Annotated in this window: 22 protein-coding genes; 18 read left to right on the top strand and 4 right to left on the bottom strand. The window is 30.9% G+C overall.

The annotated features are described in order from the left end of the window. Positions 1-30 precede the first annotated feature (30 nt). The 13 genes from NHF47_RS09285 (at position 31) to NHF47_RS09225 (ending at position 9,497) form a co-directional block, all read left to right on the top strand. Positions 31-552, top strand: coding sequence for a hypothetical protein (locus tag NHF47_RS09285; protein ID WP_252764652.1), 522 nt, complete (start codon positions 31-33; stop codon positions 550-552). A 231-nt stretch (positions 553-783) separates the two neighbouring features. Then, a complete protein-coding gene (locus NHF47_RS09280; RefSeq protein WP_252764651.1) occupies positions 784-1,425 on the top strand; it encodes a hypothetical protein in 642 nt (213 codons plus the stop codon). Positions 1,426-1,562: 137 nt separating this feature from the next. Then, complete coding sequence (locus tag NHF47_RS09275; protein WP_252764650.1) at positions 1,563-2,201, top strand: hypothetical protein; 639 nt, start codon at positions 1,563-1,565, stop codon at positions 2,199-2,201. Between the two features lie 73 nt (positions 2,202-2,274). Then, complete coding sequence (locus NHF47_RS09270) at positions 2,275-2,829, top strand: hypothetical protein (RefSeq protein ID WP_252764649.1); 555 nt, start codon at positions 2,275-2,277, stop codon at positions 2,827-2,829. A 247-nt stretch (positions 2,830-3,076) separates the two neighbouring features. After that, on the top strand, positions 3,077-3,595 hold the full coding sequence (locus tag NHF47_RS09265; RefSeq protein ID WP_252764648.1) for a hypothetical protein: 519 nt from the start codon (positions 3,077-3,079) through the stop codon (positions 3,593-3,595). After that, positions 3,561-4,007, top strand: a complete 447-nt coding sequence (locus NHF47_RS09260; protein WP_252764647.1) for a hypothetical protein — start codon at positions 3,561-3,563, stop codon at positions 4,005-4,007. The genes NHF47_RS09265 and NHF47_RS09260 overlap by 35 nt, the downstream gene beginning before the upstream one ends. A gap of 55 nt (positions 4,008-4,062) precedes the next feature. Continuing rightward, positions 4,063-4,905, top strand: coding sequence for a hypothetical protein (locus tag NHF47_RS09255; RefSeq protein ID WP_252764646.1), 843 nt, complete (start codon positions 4,063-4,065; stop codon positions 4,903-4,905). Positions 4,906-5,076: 171 nt separating this feature from the next. Continuing rightward, the gene (locus NHF47_RS09250) at positions 5,077-5,595 is read left to right on the top strand and encodes a DUF4199 domain-containing protein (RefSeq protein WP_252764645.1); all 519 of its coding nucleotides are present in this window, start codon (positions 5,077-5,079) and stop codon (positions 5,593-5,595) included. Between the two features lie 174 nt (positions 5,596-5,769). Continuing rightward, positions 5,770-6,327, top strand: a complete 558-nt coding sequence (locus NHF47_RS09245) for a hypothetical protein (protein WP_252764644.1) — start codon at positions 5,770-5,772, stop codon at positions 6,325-6,327. A gap of 32 nt (positions 6,328-6,359) precedes the next feature. Next, positions 6,360-7,238 carry a mechanosensitive ion channel family protein gene (locus tag NHF47_RS09240; RefSeq protein WP_252764643.1) on the top strand — a complete coding sequence of 293 codons (879 nt, stop codon included), beginning with the start codon at positions 6,360-6,362 and terminating at the stop codon, positions 7,236-7,238. Between the two features lie 8 nt (positions 7,239-7,246). Further along, positions 7,247-7,609, top strand: coding sequence for a hypothetical protein (locus NHF47_RS09235; RefSeq protein WP_252764642.1), 363 nt, complete (start codon positions 7,247-7,249; stop codon positions 7,607-7,609). A 10-nt stretch (positions 7,610-7,619) separates the two neighbouring features. Next, positions 7,620-8,357: a DoxX family protein gene (locus tag NHF47_RS09230; protein ID WP_252764641.1), complete on the top strand. Its 738-nt coding sequence runs from the start codon at positions 7,620-7,622 to the stop codon at positions 8,355-8,357. A gap of 153 nt (positions 8,358-8,510) precedes the next feature. Beyond that, complete coding sequence (locus NHF47_RS09225) at positions 8,511-9,497, top strand: two-component regulator propeller domain-containing protein (protein ID WP_252764640.1); 987 nt, start codon at positions 8,511-8,513, stop codon at positions 9,495-9,497. Positions 9,498-9,671: 174 nt separating this feature from the next. Here the strand turns inward: NHF47_RS09225 and NHF47_RS09220 are convergent, their stop codons facing one another. Then, positions 9,672-10,055, bottom strand: a complete 384-nt coding sequence (locus tag NHF47_RS09220) for a nucleoside triphosphate pyrophosphohydrolase family protein (protein ID WP_140998335.1) — start codon at positions 10,053-10,055, stop codon at positions 9,672-9,674. A 75-nt stretch (positions 10,056-10,130) separates the two neighbouring features. On the opposite strand from NHF47_RS09220, the gene NHF47_RS09215 reads away from it, so the two are divergent. From NHF47_RS09215 to NHF47_RS09205, 3 genes are read left to right on the top strand one after another with little or no spacing between them, the layout of a single operon-like run. Further along, positions 10,131-10,319 (top strand): hypothetical protein, encoded by a 189-nt coding sequence (locus tag NHF47_RS09215; RefSeq protein ID WP_252764639.1) that lies wholly within the window; start codon positions 10,131-10,133, stop codon positions 10,317-10,319. Positions 10,320-10,356: 37 nt separating this feature from the next. Then, entirely contained in the window at positions 10,357-11,442 is a 1,086-nt protein-coding gene (locus tag NHF47_RS09210; protein ID WP_252764638.1) for an SRPBCC family protein, read from the top strand. Positions 11,443-11,450: 8 nt separating this feature from the next. Beyond that, positions 11,451-12,233 carry a hypothetical protein gene (locus NHF47_RS09205; protein WP_252764637.1) on the top strand — a complete coding sequence of 261 codons (783 nt, stop codon included), beginning with the start codon at positions 11,451-11,453 and terminating at the stop codon, positions 12,231-12,233. Here the strand turns inward: NHF47_RS09205 and NHF47_RS09200 are convergent, their stop codons facing one another. Further along, complete coding sequence (locus NHF47_RS09200) at positions 12,234-12,746, bottom strand: NUDIX domain-containing protein (protein WP_252764636.1); 513 nt, start codon at positions 12,744-12,746, stop codon at positions 12,234-12,236. 109 nt (positions 12,747-12,855) lie between these two features. Here NHF47_RS09200 and NHF47_RS09195 point away from each other — a divergent pair, with 109 nt between their 5' ends. Continuing rightward, positions 12,856-14,088 carry a glycosyltransferase gene (locus NHF47_RS09195; protein ID WP_252764635.1) on the top strand — a complete coding sequence of 411 codons (1,233 nt, stop codon included), beginning with the start codon at positions 12,856-12,858 and terminating at the stop codon, positions 14,086-14,088. Between the two features lie 60 nt (positions 14,089-14,148). Here NHF47_RS09195 and NHF47_RS09190 read toward each other — a convergent pair whose 3' ends face one another. After that, entirely contained in the window at positions 14,149-14,730 is a 582-nt protein-coding gene (locus tag NHF47_RS09190; RefSeq protein WP_252764634.1) for a tRNA-(ms[2]io[6]A)-hydroxylase, read from the bottom strand. Positions 14,731-14,909: 179 nt separating this feature from the next. Between NHF47_RS09190 and NHF47_RS09185 the strand changes: the two genes are divergently transcribed. Continuing rightward, positions 14,910-15,146 (top strand): hypothetical protein, encoded by a 237-nt coding sequence (locus tag NHF47_RS09185; protein ID WP_140998329.1) that lies wholly within the window; start codon positions 14,910-14,912, stop codon positions 15,144-15,146. Positions 15,147-15,214: 68 nt separating this feature from the next. Here the strand turns inward: NHF47_RS09185 and NHF47_RS09180 are convergent, their stop codons facing one another. After that, positions 15,215-16,258 (bottom strand): o-succinylbenzoate synthase, encoded by a 1,044-nt coding sequence (locus NHF47_RS09180; protein WP_252764633.1) that lies wholly within the window; start codon positions 16,256-16,258, stop codon positions 15,215-15,217. Between the last annotated feature and the right edge of the window lie 63 nt (positions 16,259-16,321).

Genomic DNA, 16,321 nt, shown 5'->3' with positions numbered 1-16,321 from the left:
TATAAACTTTGTAACCTTAAAAAGAATTTGATGCAACCTATTTGGAAAAAAATAAATCTCGCAATTGCCATTATAAACCTAATTATAGGATTCGGAATTAGTTATTTTCTTGTACAACTGAGTATTCAGCTGAGTAATTATTCGATAGAATTAGCTGCCAAAAATGAAATTTCTGAAATTCATAGTACATATTTCTATTTATTCTTACATCATCAATCTCAATTATTAACTAGTATTTTACTCATTATTTCTCCCATTTTCATCCTAAAAGAAAAAAGATTAGGATGGATTTTCAGTTATAGTTGTTGGGTTATTCTAACTCTAAACATAACAAAAACTATATTTTTTAGAATTATAGAAGTAACAAAATCAAACATTTACCCTGATTATTGGCTTCAAATTTATGGAGGAATTGGATTTTTGTTAAGTTGGAGTGTACTAGTACTTTTATCTACCAAACCTATTAGAATTCTGAATAAAGTAAATCGGAAATCTTGGTATTTAAGTTTAGGATTATTTTTAATACTGTACCTAATGAAGCAATTTTTATAATGAAATCATTGCTAAAATAGAGTAATTTTGGTATAATAACTCGTAATGTTATTCAAAAACTATGAAAGAAATCGTATTTAAAAAATTTGGAATTGATATCTTTGAAAGAAGTCGAAAGGATGGTGAAGGATTTTATTTCAATACTCGATTATGGCTTGAATTGGAATAAATACTATAATTTTACAAAACAATCGGTTTTAAAAAGCACCTATTTACTAAAAGTTAAACCCTTTGAAAAAAATACTCTTCATAGTAACCTTTTTGATTTCCCAATTCAATCTTTTTTCTCAAAAAGAAATTGTTGGTAAAGTAGCATTTTATAAATCAATAGAAAGTGATTGGAAAGTACTCGAGTCTTTCCCCAATCAAACAATTAAGAACTTGACAAATCGCGTACATTCTATTGAAATAGTTCAAAACAATCATATATCAAAACTTGAAACGGATTCTACAGGAATTTTTAAATTCAAAACAAAAGAAAATGATTCTATTCAAATTTATGTAAATGCATCTTTTCCATTATTCAAGGAAGAATTTGAAATCGTTTTAAATCAAATCAAAGACACCTTACAATTGAAAATATCTGACAAAAAAATAAGTGTTTATCGAGATTCCATCAACGAACCCCAGTTCTATGCACAATACAATGAAAAACAAGCAGCATTAGATTTTCAAAACGGAAAAAAACGATTGCTTGCTATTGCAGTTGATTGGCCAAAAGAAGATGTCATAAAAAGGTTTGAAGAAATAGAAAATGAATATGGAATAAAATACGATTACTTTTTTGAACCCAGCCGTGAAAAAATAAGAATCATGTACCGATACAATCAAGTCATGAAAAAACTTATTGGAATTAATAAAAATGTGTGGTAAAATCATTTCTAGGAATTGTATTTTTTTTCAAAAATACTATTTACATTTTTTAAGAAATTTTATCTTTAACTAAAGAATAATCGGTGTTGAAGTTTCTATTCTTAGCATGGTAAAAGCTACACCTAAATTAAATACACATGAAATTCAACATCTCTTTTTTTATATCTCTTCTCTTGCTTTTTAGTTGTAAGGATAAGGATAAAAGTGAAATTACCGCAACCAAAGTAGATTCCATAAAACTAAATAGTGCACCCAAAATTACAGAACCTGTTATAGATACAATATTTCAACAAGGAAATGTGATTGTTTTTGGAGATACAACTATTCAAAAAGATAAAATAAAAGAAGTACTAATCCAATTTGAACCGTATATATCATTTGATGATTTTAAAGTTACACTTGAAAATTTAAAGGCTCCACTCGACCTAAATTCACATGAATTAGGAAAACAATTCAGAACAAGAATTAAAGAAAGTTATAACAACCCAGATAATCATTTTGCTGGACATTACACTTTTGTCACTTGGGGTTGCGGAAGTCCTTGCCAAATGCACGTACTAATTGATCGAAGAACTGGGAAAATATATGACGCTCCAACCTCAGCAGTGGGTACCGAATTTAAAAAAGATAGTAGGATGCTTCTTGTAAATCCTCCCGAAGAAGGTAATTTTTATTATAACGATTGTGCCTTTTGCAAACCTGAAATTTACATCTTAAACGAACATACGAAACAATTCGAAAAAAGAGAAGCAAATACTTTTAGTAATCCTAAATGATGGTATCAATAACCAAGCTATGTTTGTATTTTGCTATTGTATGAATATATAAGAAGAATTATATTTTAAAAATATGCTCATAGAAGTAATGCAATCCACAAATTCAATTTCCCTTTATATCCAATTTATGAATCCAAAGAGACATACCCTTTTAATTACTTTATTTCTGCTGTTTTCTTGTTCGCTCCTTTTTGCACAAAACTATATTTTACCCAATGAAGTATTAGTCTACAGTTTTGAAACTCAAAAAGGCAAAAAGCTTGTTTTAGCGAAAGATAAAAACAATCAATACCTCATCTATCGCTTTGGTACAGCTACTACTATTGAATTGGAATATCCCGATACAACCAAGGATAGTTGGAGTAAATTTACCTACTCCTATTATTCACGTGGAGGTGGTATTCAAAATGAAGGAATGGATTTAAATTATGTTACTTTTACCAATGGTAATTATCAATACGTAATCTATGATACCTATTATGCTGTTGAAGACACATCCGAAATTGGAATTAAAATAACCAACCTTACAAACCATAAAACAACAACTATAAGAGGTAATTATGCTACAAAAAAGGGAAGTTTAATCGATTTTAGAACGAATAATTTATTGAAAATTGATGATGAATAAGTCTGAATTTAGTATCCTAATTTTAATCCTTCATTTGATAGGATGTACCGATTTCAAAGAAAAAAGAAGTACTTATTAGGCCTTTTCAAATGATACCTCCAAAAGAAATTTTAGAAACTGAAATAGATTGGGATTCTTTTTAGGTTTTGTTTTAAGTAACTAATTTATTTCTGACTATTTAAAATAGTTTATATTTGAAAACCAGTACACATGATAAAGTTTACTTCTTACTATAAAAATGAAAAAAATGAAAATTAAAATAATTTTATTCCTATTCCTTACCGCTTGTGTTTTTGGTTCCAACCAATCTATTGAAGATGGGTATATTAATATTAAAGGAACCCGACTTTTTATTCTACCTCCAAAAGGTTTTAAGGAATCTAAAACTATTATTGGTTTAGAAAAAGACGAAAACACCATGATTCAAGTAATGGATTTAATAGGTGGTAATTATGAATCCAATGCCTTAACGTATACCAAATCTAAGTTTGAAGAAAAAGGTATAACGGTTTTAAATTTTGAAGAATTAAAAATCGATGGGTACAAAGCAAAAATGGCACACATTAAGGGTCAAGATGGTTATGAAAGCTTACAGGTAGTATTTGGCGACAATACTTTTTCTGCAATGGTTATGTGTCTATTCCTAACGCAAGATAGGAATGAAATTTTACCAGAAATTAAAGCTTCTTTATTGAAAATAAAGTACGATACAAATTTAAAAGTAGATCCCTTTGCATCGAGCGCATTTAAAGTGGAAAAAAATTGATTCGAAATTTAAATTTGCCAAAGCTACAGCCAATATGTTTATCTTTTCTGAAAATGGTGTCGTTAAAGATTCTTATACAGACGAATCGATGGTATTGGTTACCTCTGTACCTAATAATACAACCCTGTCAAAAGATGATTTTTTAGAAAATCTTGTAAATGGATTAATCCAACAAGGGATGGTAAAGAAAGAAGTCAAAAATATCTCCAAAACAAGTATTAATAATTATGATACTATTGAAGCAGAAATTTATTTTGAACATAAATCAAAAATGAAACTCGCTTGTATTACTATTTTAATTAAAAATGATATTGCTCTTCTTGTTTATGGTATGGCAAATTCTAATTATGAAGAGACCGTTCAAGAATTTAAAAAATTAACGCATCAGCTAACTATAAAATTGACCCATTAGCCATTTATTATTTTCAATAAAAGAATCACTATTAAAAAACTCAGAACCTACTAATATGAAAAAATTATTCTACGCTTCCATTTTACTAATTACTAGTATAACTACTTTTTCACAAAGTAAGATTGATAAACTTAGAGATGCAACGCTCATGGAAGGTAAAAAACTCTATGAATCTGAGATGGCTTCTTGGTATGGTACTGATATTTTTATGGAAAATTATCCTATAAGAGAATCTGTGGGTGGCTATTTTTCTTATTCTGATAAGGAAGTAGCCAGATGTATTTTCTTTTCAAAAGATGAAAAACCGAAAGTCATAGGAACCATCTCCTTTGATAAGACATTTGCAGTTAAAAATGCAAATCTTGATTTAGTAGAAAGAGATTTTACATCTTTGGAACAGGATTTATATACCCTTCGAAAAAATGCTTTAGTTGCTATTAATTCCGATACCATTTTTAAATACTATCCAGATACCAATTTTAATTTAGTGCCACTTATTAGTAATGGAGAGAAAAAAGTATATGTTTTAACGGGATCAACAAAGAATGGCGTGGTTATTTTTGGAAACGATTATTTATTAACTTTTGATAAAAAAGGTACTTTTAAAAAAACAACAAAGCTTCACGCAGGTATGATTCGTCTTGAATATGAAAATTTTAATGGTGATGCAAATAGTAAAACAACAGCTGCGATGCATACCCATTTACCAGAATATTCAGAAATAATGACAGCCACCGATATTTGTACCACCATGTTGTATGAAAAATTTACCGATTGGGAGTCCAATATTGTCATTTCAAAAAAATATGTTTCCCTATGGGATTGTAAATCGGATCAATTTGTGGTGATGACAATGGAAGCTTGGGAAAAAATGTCCTCAAATCAATCGGAAGAATAAGACAATCAATTATTGGATGTTTTAAAATGACGGTTACCAATCAAATCAACTATACCACTATCCAAGTATGTTATCAAACGAAAAATCAATTCTTTTAGTTACCTATCTTGTTTATAATATACTGTAACAAAACAGATTGTCTTTTGTCTAATGAGACAAAATCAATCAAAAATGAAATCAAATAAAAATTCGTTACAAACAGGATTAATTTATGGTAGTTTATTAGGAATTGTCGTAATCAGTATTGGAATCATACGATACAAAACAGGTATGATACTTAGAGATAATCAAACACTAAGTTATGTATATTGGGGAATTTTTACCATGACAATCTTTTATGCTATTTTCCAATTTAAAAAATTGAATCCTTTATCCTTTTCCTATAAGCAAACCTTACTTATTGGGTTGTTTTCAGGACTTATTAGTGGTTTAATGTATACTATTTATATTGTTATACTAAATGGTTATATTGATCCTGAACTGGCTTCTAAAATAATTGAGTATAAAGAACAGACAATTAGCAATCCTGTAGCAACAGTTGATGCTCGTGATACGGCTGACTCTATAAAAATTATGCAAATGAATTCAGTTTGGAGAGGTTTGGTTTATACTTGCGTGTGCATGTTCTTTGGTGTAATTCATGCATTTATAGCGACAATCGTAGCAAAAAAGATTCCATTTATAAAATAGAATAGTTGGAAACAATAGGAGAAGAATATGCTACTTACCTATTCCATTTTGAAAATGGAATACTACTTTAAAGTTACTCTATAATTTCAATTGGTTAAATACATGAATTAGTGTATATTTGAAAATACAGATTAAAACTTACTTGTACTTTTTACAAATTATTTGATTTTATAAATGGTATTTTTTGACAAACTATTCGGAAGAAAAAAACAAGATGAAAACCGTACTAAGACTGAAATAGCACAGCCTTTAGTAATTGATTTGAGTCAAACACCAGAACCATTTCAACCTTTTGCAGATGAGATTGTACATCTTTTACTTACTAATTTACAAAAATTACATTTATTAGAGGAAGAAATTTTCATAAGAAATGAAGCCTTAAGAAACCCTAAAGAACCCAATCAAGTACAACCAGGTCAAGATGAATTATGGGAGGAATACAAGCTTCGAAGAAGAGAAATTAAAAACGGAATTAGTTTGAAACCTACTGATGAAGGTAGTGGCTCTTTGGGTAAGCCAACCCGATACGAATATGTTAAGCATCCTAATACAAAATATGTATTTATCATGAAGTCTAAACTTCGTGCGGTTGTAGAAGTTTATTTTAAAAAAGGCAAACAAATAGATATGAAAGACCAATTTGTGTTCAAAAAAGAAGACGAACAATGGAAAATTAATACTAAAAAATATGGTTTTCCTGAAGAAGATAAATGGTATAAGGATACGCTTTAAAAACACAATCATAATTTTATAATTAACCCTTAGTGAATATACAACTATTGGCACCAGCACTTATGATACAATCCCTCTTTTCGGATTTTAAAACCCTAGTAATTATTGGAATTATTATAGGTTTAACCACTTGTTTTGCTTTGCTATTTAAATTTATATCGCGAAGAAAAATCAACCGACTGATTGCGACCAAACATATAGATCCTACGAGTTATCTCTTTGCGACCAAGTTAATCACGGTTATCATTTTTATTATTGGGATTTCCTTCGCTTTGGTACAAATACCTGAAATGAAAATTTTAGGCCATTCGATATTAGCAGGAGCTGGTATTTTATCTCTTATTGCGGGTTTGGCATCCCAACAAGCTTTAAGTAATATTATGAGTGGTTTTCTAATTGTTTTGTTCAAACCCTTTAAGTTGAATGACCGAATTACCTTTAACGATACTTATACAGGTATTGTGGAAGAAATTAATTTAAGACAAGTCGTACTCAGAGATATTGAAAATAATCGAATTGTGGTTCCTAATTCGGTTATTAGTTCCAATGTGATTGTGAATTCCAACTTAAATGATTCTAAGGTTTGTAAAATTATAGAAATTGGGATTGGTTATACGGCAGATATTGGCAAAGCCTTACAAATAATGGAAGAAGAAGTTTTGAAACACCCTTTGCACATTGACATTCGTACTCCAGAAGAAAAAGAAAATAACGTACCGGAAGTTGTTTCGAGAGTAACCGCTTTAGAAAATTCGGCTGTAAAGTTGAGTGTTTGGGCCTATTCCGATCATATGTTTAATGGTTTTACGATGTATTGTGATTTATTACGCTCTATTAAAGAACGTTTTGATCAAGAAAACATTGAAATTCCTTATAACTATCAGAATGTAATAATTAAAAAAACGGAGTAAAATTTTATATGGAAGAAAAATTTTGTTGGCGTTGCAATACGAAAGTCAAAATGCTTTCTGATGCCGAATTCAGTTTGTGTCAAGCAGCTTTATTTGGTGGAAAAAAAGTTGTCGAAGAAGAATTAATTAAAAGAAATAGTACAAATTATATATGGCTAGAACATTTGGAGACATTTGAACGATTTAGATATTTTGTTGAAATGTATCGTTTGCTAACAGGTGTATATGAACCCAATCCAAATGCCATTTTTCACCATGTAAGCAGTCAGTATGGTATGGATTGCCCAAAGTGTACTAAACCCTTTAGAACACCTCAAGCAAAATACTGTGCTAGTTGTGGTTATGGTAATGAACAACTAACTAAAATCTAAATTCATCTTAATGCAATTGAACACATTATCAAAATTTGACCAGTTTTATTTAAAAGCAAAACAGAATAGATGGTATTGGTACTTTTCTATTGTTTGTCGGTTTCTTTTAGCCTATGCGTTTATTGTCGCGGGAATCGTAAAAGTACTAGATGAACGATTTGCTAGTGGTTTATCCGAAATTCATCCAATGGGAGCCTATCTAACCGCTTTACATCATACAGGATATTACTATTCTTTTATCGGAATTGCGCAAATTCTAGCAGCAGTATTATTATTAATCCCAAGAACAGTAACTTTAGGTGCAGTTCTCTATTTTCCAATTATTATAAATATTTGCATTCTTTCTTTAGCTGTGCGGTTCGAAGGTTCTTTTGTAACTTCTCCTTTAATGGTTTTAGCGAATCTCTATCTACTAGTTTGGAACTATGATCGTTTAAAATATCTTTTGCCTTTTAAAAATATTCCAGATTTTGGTATTGTAAAAAAGCCAGAAAAATATAGTAATCGGTTTCCTTTTTTGTTCTTTTTGGTTGTGGGAATTGTTTTTGTACTTACCATTTTTATTTTCTTAAAAGGATTTGATATTATGCCTAGAAACTCTTTGTCTGATTGTAAGAAACAATATGCCTCTACAAAATATGAAACAATTGCAAATGCATTTTGCGAATGTGTACACACAAAAGGGACTGTTTTAGAAGATTGTTTAGAAGATTTTGACAATCAAAAGAAAACATTGGATAAACAATAAAGACCGCAAATTCATACACTTACAAGCTTTAGTCTTTAATGCTTAAATCATTTAAAAAAAGAAAATACAATGACCAAAAATATTCTCTTATACACGCTACTTCTCCCCTTTCTTTTGCAATCGTGTACAGGACAGAACAAAAAGGAGTCCCTAATGAAAGAAAACGCAACAGATTCCATAAAAAAAGAACCAATAGTTACGCCAAAAAACACGGCTCCCTTTTCTTTTGTAAATAACGGTCCTATTAGTCAAGTGGTGCGCACCATTTTTCAAGATAGCAAAGGAAATTTGTGGTTTGGTGGTGAAGGCGGTGCTTTTAAATTCGACAATACCATGTTGTTGCCTATGGTTGGCATTCAAAGTGAAACGGGAAAAGGAGTTACGGTTAAAGCGTTTTCTGAAGCAAAAGACGGGACGATTTGGATAGCACATACGGATGGTGTTAGTAGTATTAAGGGAGAAACGGTTCATAATTATTACAAATCCGATGGTTTGATTAGTAATGATACTTGGTGTATTGCGGTTGATGCACAAGATAAAATATGGATTGGAACGATTAATGGCCTTTGTATTTTTGATGGTACAACATTTACTCCTTTAGAATTGCCTGAAGGTGTGAAAGACACCTCTGTTGGTATTTCCAGTACCAAAATGATACATGCTATTTTACAAGATCATAACGGAAAAATATGGATTGCTTCCAATGCAGGTCTTTTTTCTTATACCGATAATCAATTGGTAAACGAATCAAAACAATTCGGTATTACAACCCCTTTTGTAACTAAGCTTTTTGAAGATAGTAAAGGCAATTTATGGATTTCTACCAAAGAAGGTTTGTATGTTGTACAAAAGGGTGTTGTCCAAAATCTAACTCGTGGAAAAATTGAAATTGGCAAAGGAATAGGAAGTGTTACTGAAGCTAAAGACGGAACGATTTGGATTGTTGCCAACCAACATTTTTTATATACCTTTGATGGCACAAAACTGAAAGAATTTCAGCAAAAAGAAGGTATTAAAAGACCTGTACCTTTTGAAATTTACAAAGATCAAAAAGAAAGATTATGGTTGGTAGGATTTGGTGGTGCTTCCCGATTGGAAAATGGAACTTTTATTCCAGTGACCAAGAATGGTCCTTGGTAAAATTAACAACTTTAAAACAAATCGTCAATTGAGCCCCGATAGTAGTGGCATCCTTTTTTATTTTTCTTTTACATGGATAATAAATTAGTTGCAAAAGAAAAATAAAAAAGATACAACGGATAGCGGGTGGCGTTTTCTTATAAATGCAAAATAAGTGCTCCTAAATAAACCTAATTATTTCAAAATAGGTTCGAAATTTGGTTTAAAGTAATTAGGTCCTTTCATTACTTTACCATCTTCTCTATAAATGGGTTTACCATCTTCACCTAGTTTACTCATATTACTTCTTTGAATTTCGTCAAATACTTCTTCGATTTTATGTTGCAAACCATGTTCCAAAATGGTGCCGCAAAGAATGTATAACATATCACCTAATGCATCAGCAATTTCAACTATATCATTATTTTGAACTGCTTCTAAATATTCTTCATTTTCTTCTTTCATTAATTCGAAGCGCAATTGGTTCTTTTTCTCGCCTAGATCAGCTTTCAATTCGTTACTAACACCTAAACCATAAGTTGTGTGAAATAAAGCCACAGCGTCTAATTGTTTTTTCATTTTTATTCCATTTTATTTTGGTAAATGTATTTAATTGCTTTTTTCATTTCTTACTTTTGTAAAAAATTTATAATTATGTTTTCAACAGGTCAATGGTATTTTGCTTTATTTTTTGTAATTGTCTTTATAGCAACCATGATTTATGTGTATCGCAAAGATCTAAAAGAATTAAAATCACAATATAGAGGCATTTACTGGATTTTATTTGGCTTTTTGCTGTTTATAGGTTTATTATTTTTTATAAAATTCTATTTGAAAGATTAATTTTATATATTTGGAGAACCACAAATTTTCCATAACAATGAGAATAGCAAAATATATTTTTCTACTTTTATTACTATTATCTATTGCCTTTATTGTTTTTATAGCTACCCAACCGAATCAATTTAATTACCATAGTGAAAAAACAATTGCAAGTCCGAGAAACACTGTCTATCAGTACATAAACGATTATAAAAACTGGCCAAGTTGGCATCCGGATTTAACGCCTAAATCAAAAGTTACCATTTCCGAAATTAGTTTTGGAGAAGGTGCTAGTTTGTCTTGGAATACTACTAAAATTACTACCACAAGAGTTTTTCCTTTAGATTCTATTTTTCAGTCTAGGGAAGAAAACGACAAAAAATACGATTTATACTGGAAATTTGAAGAGGCAAATGGAGCTACCAAAGTTACCTGGGGCATCAAAGGAGATTTATCGTTTAAAGAAAAGTTTTTTAGTTTCTTAAAAGGCGGTAATGAATTTATCTACACTTCAAAAATTGAACAAGGGTTAGAAGATATTAACGATTTTTTAGTAAATGAATTAAGCAGTTATAATATTTTATTGAACGGTATTATTCAAGTTCAAGCCAGTTATTATATTCAACACAAAAATTCTTCTAGTTTGGCTGAATTTTCCATTAAAACGAATGATGCTTTGAACAAAGTACAACAATTTGTAAAACAAAATGACATTGTAAAAAATGGAGAACCGTTTATCCAATTTAACTCTTGGAATTTAGAAAACGAACCTTTGTATTTTGCTGCTTGTATTCCTATTGAAGAAGAAATTTTAACTACACCTTTAAGTGATATCACTGGACATTTTCAAGAAGAATACCAAGCCTTAAAAATTACACTACAAGGAAGTTATTACCATAGAAAAGAAGCTTGGAAAAAAGCACTCGACTTTATTGCGAAAAACGAAGTGTATCAATTGGATAAAAACAATTCCATTACAGAAATACATAAAAAGGGGCGTGCTGTTACCAGTCAACCTTCTGAATTTATTACTGAAATTTTAATTCCTGTTACAGGTACAGTAGGAACTACTAAACCAGTAGTAACGCAACCCGTTGCTAAACCAAAACCCGTTGTGACACAAAAAAAGGATTCGGTTAATTAAATTTTATAATGGATGTTAACAAACAACATTTCCGCTTTTTCTTTTTACTTGCTGTAGGAATTTTACTCCTTAATGATTTTTTTCTAAAAGCAACTTTTCATAATGCTATTACAGGCAAATTGTCTGATGTTGCGGGTTTGTTTGCATTCCCTTATTTTATAAGTTTAGTATTTCCCAAAAAAGTGAAATTGAATTATGTCGTCTCAGTTTTACTTTTTATCACTTGGAAATGGGAAGGAATTGAACCTTTATTACAATGGTTTCAAAGTATTGGTATTGGAATAAATAGAACCGTTGATTATACCGATTTATATGCATTAGCCATAGTACCACTCTCCTATTGGTATTGGTTTAACCCAACAAAAACCATTATCCTTTTACCCAAAACAACAAAACCTGCAATTATATATCTTTGTTCCTTTGCTTTTATTGCAACTTCATTACCCAAACAATATGGTATAGTTCATCAATCTTCTAATTTAGAAATTCAAATTTCACAAGCTAAAGATTCTCTCATTGCAAAAATGGAATTAAAGGAAATAGATTCTATTTATTACTATACTAGCCTATATTTAAAAGATACTGATACAGAAATAACTTATATCGTTAGCCTAAAAGAAAACGAGAATAAAAAAATTAGTATTAAACTAGATAGTATCAGAGAATATGAAGTTTCGGGTGCTATATTATTTGGTATTGATGAAGACGAAATAGAAACCATGCAAAAGTTTCAAGTAAAAGACTATGAAAGATTATTTTTGGAACGTAAAATTATTCCCTTATACAAATAATTACTTTTTGTAATGCATTTCAATCACCTTTCGAATAGAAGTAAAAGCAATTTTTTCTAAGTCAATTTGTTTTCTATTGATCCAAATTAAGTCTTGGATTTCGTCTTTAGCAGTGACAGAAACCGTTTTGGAAACTAAGGGACATTCGTAAAAGATATCCATCGTGCGATACGGTACATTCTTATACAAATAATCGTTGGGTGACGTGGTAATGTATTTTAAATCGTTTGGTGCTACTGTAATTCCTAATTCTTCTTTAATTTCTCTACAAGCCGCTTCTTCTGCAGTTTCCTTAGGATCGATAAAACCACCTGGTAAATCAAGTTTGCCTTTATCCGGATCCACATTTCGAATCGTAAACAAAACCGAGTCTTCAAATGTAAAAATAACAGCAACTGCAGCAGCAATATTATGATAATAAACAAAATCACAAGCGTGACATTGAAATCTAAAATTGTTTTCAAAAGTAAAATGCGTGGATTTGCAATTCGGACAATAGGTAAAAAATGACATGGAAATAAATTATAGTTCCAAAATTACGAATTATCAATTACGAATTACGAATCACAAAAAAATATTCATTTCCTTCTAAATTCTACGTTCTAAATTTTAAATTTGCCTTATGCAAAAACATCTTGTCATCATAGGAACCGTTTGGCCCGAACCGAATTCAACTGCTGCAGGAAGTCGAATGTTAGAACTCATTGCCTTATTTCAAAAAGACAATTATAACATCAGTTTTTTATCTTCTGCAAAAAAATCAGAGTTTAGTTTCCCATTAGAATCGCAACATATTGATTGTTATTCGATTGAATTGAATCAAGATAGTTTTGATACTTTAATCCAAACTTTACAACCTTCTATTGTCCTTTTTGATCGCTTTATGATGGAAGAACAATACGGTTGGAGAGTAGCCGAACAATGTCCTGATGCTTTGCGAATTTTAGATACAGAAGATGTACACTTTTTAAGAAAAGCCAGAGAAACAGCATACAAACAAAACAGGGAATTGGTTTTTGAAGATTACCTCTCAGATATTTTTAAAAGAGAATTTGCAGCGATGCATCGTTGTGATTTGAATTTAATTATTTCCGAATACGAAATGGAGTTACTTACTGAAACCTTTCAAGTCAATTCATCTATTTTGAAGTATTTGCCATTTTTGGTGGAACCCATTTCAGAAAACTTTACAAATGAAATACCTCCATTTTCTGAAAGAAGTCATTTTATAAGCATAGGCAACTTTTTACACGAACCGAATTGGCAAACAGTGCTCCAACTCAAAAAATACTGGAAATCGATTAAAAAAGCCCTTCCTGAAGCTGAATTGCATGTTTACGGTTCGTATACAACTGAAAAAGCCAAACAATTGCATCACGAAAAAGAAGGATTTTTAATAAAAGGACGTGCAGAAAGTGTAAAAAATGTTTTTAATACGGCAAAAGTATTATTGGCCCCTATTCCATATGGAGCGGGTTTAAAAGGAAAATTATTAGAAAGCATGCAATTGGGTTTACCCAATGTAACTACATCTGTGGGCGCAGAAGGAATGCCTGGTAATTTGAACTGGAATGGATACATTACCCAAACCGAAGAGGAGTTTGTACAGAAAGCCATTGACCTATATCATAATGAGTTTTTTTGGAACCAAGCACAATCCAATGGAATTGCAATTATTAACCAAAGATTTACAAAAGCTTTATTTGAAACCGAATTTATTACCAAAGTCAATCACTTAAATCAACATCTGAAACAACATCGCCTTCAGAATTTTTTAGGTCAAGTATTCCAACATCAAACTTTGCAAAGCACCAAATATATGAGTAAATGGATTGCATTGAAGAATGGGAATTAGGGATTAGTTGTTGGTGAAAGCTACGTTAAAAACTGTAAACTGAGAACCGTTAGTTAAAAACTACCCATGTATTGCTTCACCTGTTCCGTAACTGGCAATTACTTTCGCTTCGTGTTCCAACCATTCTTCCCAACGTTTTTTTACATCGTAGCCATTTTCTGCTAAATCGTGTGCAAATTGTAAAAATGCCGTATAATGATTGGCTTCAGAAATCATTAATTCCCTGTAAAAAGTGGCTAATTCTTGGTCTTTAATGTTTTCAGATAAAACTTTAAATCGCTCGCAACTTCTGGCTTCAATCATGGCTGCAAAAAGCATACGCTCCACTATGATATGTTTGCGATTGCCTGGTTTCATAAATTTAAACAAATCGTTTACATAACTGTCTTTTCGTTCCCGACCTAAAACCCAACCTCTTGCCTTTATAATTTCGTGAACTTGTTCAAAATGATCCAATTCCTCTTTAGCAATTTTGGTCAGTTCTGTTGTAATTTCAGTAAATTCGGGTAACATAGTAATCAACATAATCGCATTAGAAGCTGCTTTTTGTTCGCACCAAGCATGATCCGTAAGAATCTCTTCAAGATTTCCTTCAGCAATATTAGCCCATCTTGGGTCGGTTGGTAATTTTAATCGAAACATGGTTTTGTATTTGGAGTACAAAAATACATTATTCTAATTAATCTTTTAAATCATATAAGTTTTCTTAACATCAACAATACGAGTAAAATGGGAATTATATAACAATGTAAAAAAAAGAAATAAGAGCTAAGAACCAAAACCAAGGTATCTTGCACTTATAATTTTAAAAACAAATAGTAATGAAAAAAGTAACAGTAATTATAGCTTCCTTGGTTATTTTAGCAAGTGTAAGTTGTAAAGAGCAAAACGAAGAGCCACAAGTAGTGGAAAAGACGGAAACCGTTGTAATCGAAAAAGAGAAACAACCGGAAGAAAATGACGGAACTTCATTAAGTATCAGTAATGATGGTGTTGAGTTTTCAACTAAAGATGGAGAGAAAAAAACAGAAGTTGACATCGACACAGAAAACAAATAAATAAAATAGTATAAACTATTACAATGCGAAATAATTAAAAAGAGCCCGTAACTAGTTACGGGCTCTTTTTATGATAGTATTCCATTGAGTTGCCAATTCTTATCAACATTATAATAAATACTTCCTTGAATAATTTCTAAAGGACAATCGAAGTTATTGGTATACAAACCACCTGTACCTAATCCTTGTGGTAACGGGTTTTGTAAAGTATAGGTAAATTGTGTAATCGCATTTAAACCTATATTACTTTCTAATGCTGAGGTAATCCACCATTGAATATTCAATTGTTCTGCAATCGCAATCCATTCTAAAGTACCTTTGAAGCCGCCAATTAAACTCGGCTTTAAAATAATATATTGGGGTTGGATTTTTTTTAGTAAATTCGTTTTTGCAGCCTTCCCAAATACGCCTATTAACTCTTCATCTAGAGCAATGTCTAAAGGCGCTTTTTTACAGAGTTCTGACATAGTGTCAGTATTATTTTTTGCAATAGGTTGCTCAATACTATGTAATTTATATTCAGCTAATTGATTCAACTTATCTAAAGCTTCATTTAAAGCAAAAGCACCGTTCGCATCTACTCTAATTTCAACCGTTTTTTCATCAAAATGGTTTCGAATAAAAGCTAATAACCCGAGTTCTTTTTGAAAGTCGATAGCACCAATTTTTAGTTTTATACAACGAAAGCCTTGTGTTAATTTTTCTTCAATTTGGGTTTTCATAAAGGCTTCTTCTCCCATCCAAACCAAGCCATTAATTTCCATTTTTTTTAACCCCAAAGTAAATTCAGAAGGAAATAATTCAAACGGTGTTTTGGAAGCTAGAGACAAAAAAGCCATTTCTACTCCAAATTGGATGGAAGGAAATTCGATTAAAGCATCCCATAATTGATCTTTCCCCAAATGGATGTTTTCACAAACCCATTGCAATTTTTCTTCATAATCGGGTCGATCGTCTATGGAAAGTGTTCTGAGTATACCACATTCACCTATGCCTATTCTATCGTTTTCCTTCAAAATAAGAAACCAAGTCTCTTTTTCTGTTAAAACACCTCGAGACGTACCGCTGGGTCTCTTAAAAGTAAGTATATGCTTTTTATAGATTGCTTTCATATTGAATTACACTATCAAACTCAATGTTTATAATAAATTTAATGTTGACATTGTTATTGACAT

It is taken from the genome of Flavobacterium sp. NRK F7, assembly GCF_024054195.1.
In the GTDB taxonomy this organism is placed as follows: domain Bacteria; phylum Bacteroidota; class Bacteroidia; order Flavobacteriales; family Flavobacteriaceae; genus Flavobacterium.
Note: the sequence above shows the minus strand (reverse complement) of the source record. Positions and strands in the feature narration are given on the sequence as shown.

Excerpts from the sequence above, each read along its gene's own strand:
- NHF47_RS09285 (WP_252764652.1), top strand. The coding sequence starts at position 31 with ATGCAACCTATTTGGAAAAAAATAAATCTCGCAATTGCCATTATAAAC.
- NHF47_RS09275 (WP_252764650.1), top strand. The coding sequence starts at position 1,563 with ATGAAATTCAACATCTCTTTTTTTATATCTCTTCTCTTGCTTTTTAGT.
- NHF47_RS09270 (WP_252764649.1), top strand. The coding sequence starts at position 2,275 with ATGCTCATAGAAGTAATGCAATCCACAAATTCAATTTCCCTTTATATC.
- NHF47_RS09265 (WP_252764648.1), top strand. The coding sequence starts at position 3,077 with ATGAAAATTAAAATAATTTTATTCCTATTCCTTACCGCTTGTGTTTTT.
- NHF47_RS09255 (WP_252764646.1), top strand. The coding sequence starts at position 4,063 with ATGAAAAAATTATTCTACGCTTCCATTTTACTAATTACTAGTATAACT.
- NHF47_RS09250 (WP_252764645.1), top strand. The coding sequence starts at position 5,077 with ATGAAATCAAATAAAAATTCGTTACAAACAGGATTAATTTATGGTAGT.
- NHF47_RS09245 (WP_252764644.1), top strand. The coding sequence starts at position 5,770 with ATGGTATTTTTTGACAAACTATTCGGAAGAAAAAAACAAGATGAAAAC.
- NHF47_RS09235 (WP_252764642.1), top strand. The coding sequence starts at position 7,247 with ATGGAAGAAAAATTTTGTTGGCGTTGCAATACGAAAGTCAAAATGCTT.
- NHF47_RS09230 (WP_252764641.1), top strand. The coding sequence starts at position 7,620 with ATGCAATTGAACACATTATCAAAATTTGACCAGTTTTATTTAAAAGCA.
- NHF47_RS09225 (WP_252764640.1), top strand. The coding sequence starts at position 8,511 with ATGAAAGAAAACGCAACAGATTCCATAAAAAAAGAACCAATAGTTACG.
- NHF47_RS09220 (WP_140998335.1), bottom strand. The coding sequence starts at position 10,055 with ATGAAAAAACAATTAGACGCTGTGGCTTTATTTCACACAACTTATGGT.
- NHF47_RS09215 (WP_252764639.1), top strand. The coding sequence starts at position 10,131 with ATGTTTTCAACAGGTCAATGGTATTTTGCTTTATTTTTTGTAATTGTC.
- NHF47_RS09210 (WP_252764638.1), top strand. The coding sequence starts at position 10,357 with ATGAGAATAGCAAAATATATTTTTCTACTTTTATTACTATTATCTATT.
- NHF47_RS09205 (WP_252764637.1), top strand. The coding sequence starts at position 11,451 with ATGGATGTTAACAAACAACATTTCCGCTTTTTCTTTTTACTTGCTGTA.
- NHF47_RS09200 (WP_252764636.1), bottom strand. The coding sequence starts at position 12,746 with ATGTCATTTTTTACCTATTGTCCGAATTGCAAATCCACGCATTTTACT.
- NHF47_RS09195 (WP_252764635.1), top strand. The coding sequence starts at position 12,856 with ATGCAAAAACATCTTGTCATCATAGGAACCGTTTGGCCCGAACCGAAT.
- NHF47_RS09190 (WP_252764634.1), bottom strand. The coding sequence starts at position 14,730 with ATGTTTCGATTAAAATTACCAACCGACCCAAGATGGGCTAATATTGCT.
- NHF47_RS09185 (WP_140998329.1), top strand. The coding sequence starts at position 14,910 with ATGAAAAAAGTAACAGTAATTATAGCTTCCTTGGTTATTTTAGCAAGT.
- NHF47_RS09180 (WP_252764633.1), bottom strand. The coding sequence starts at position 16,258 with ATGAAAGCAATCTATAAAAAGCATATACTTACTTTTAAGAGACCCAGC.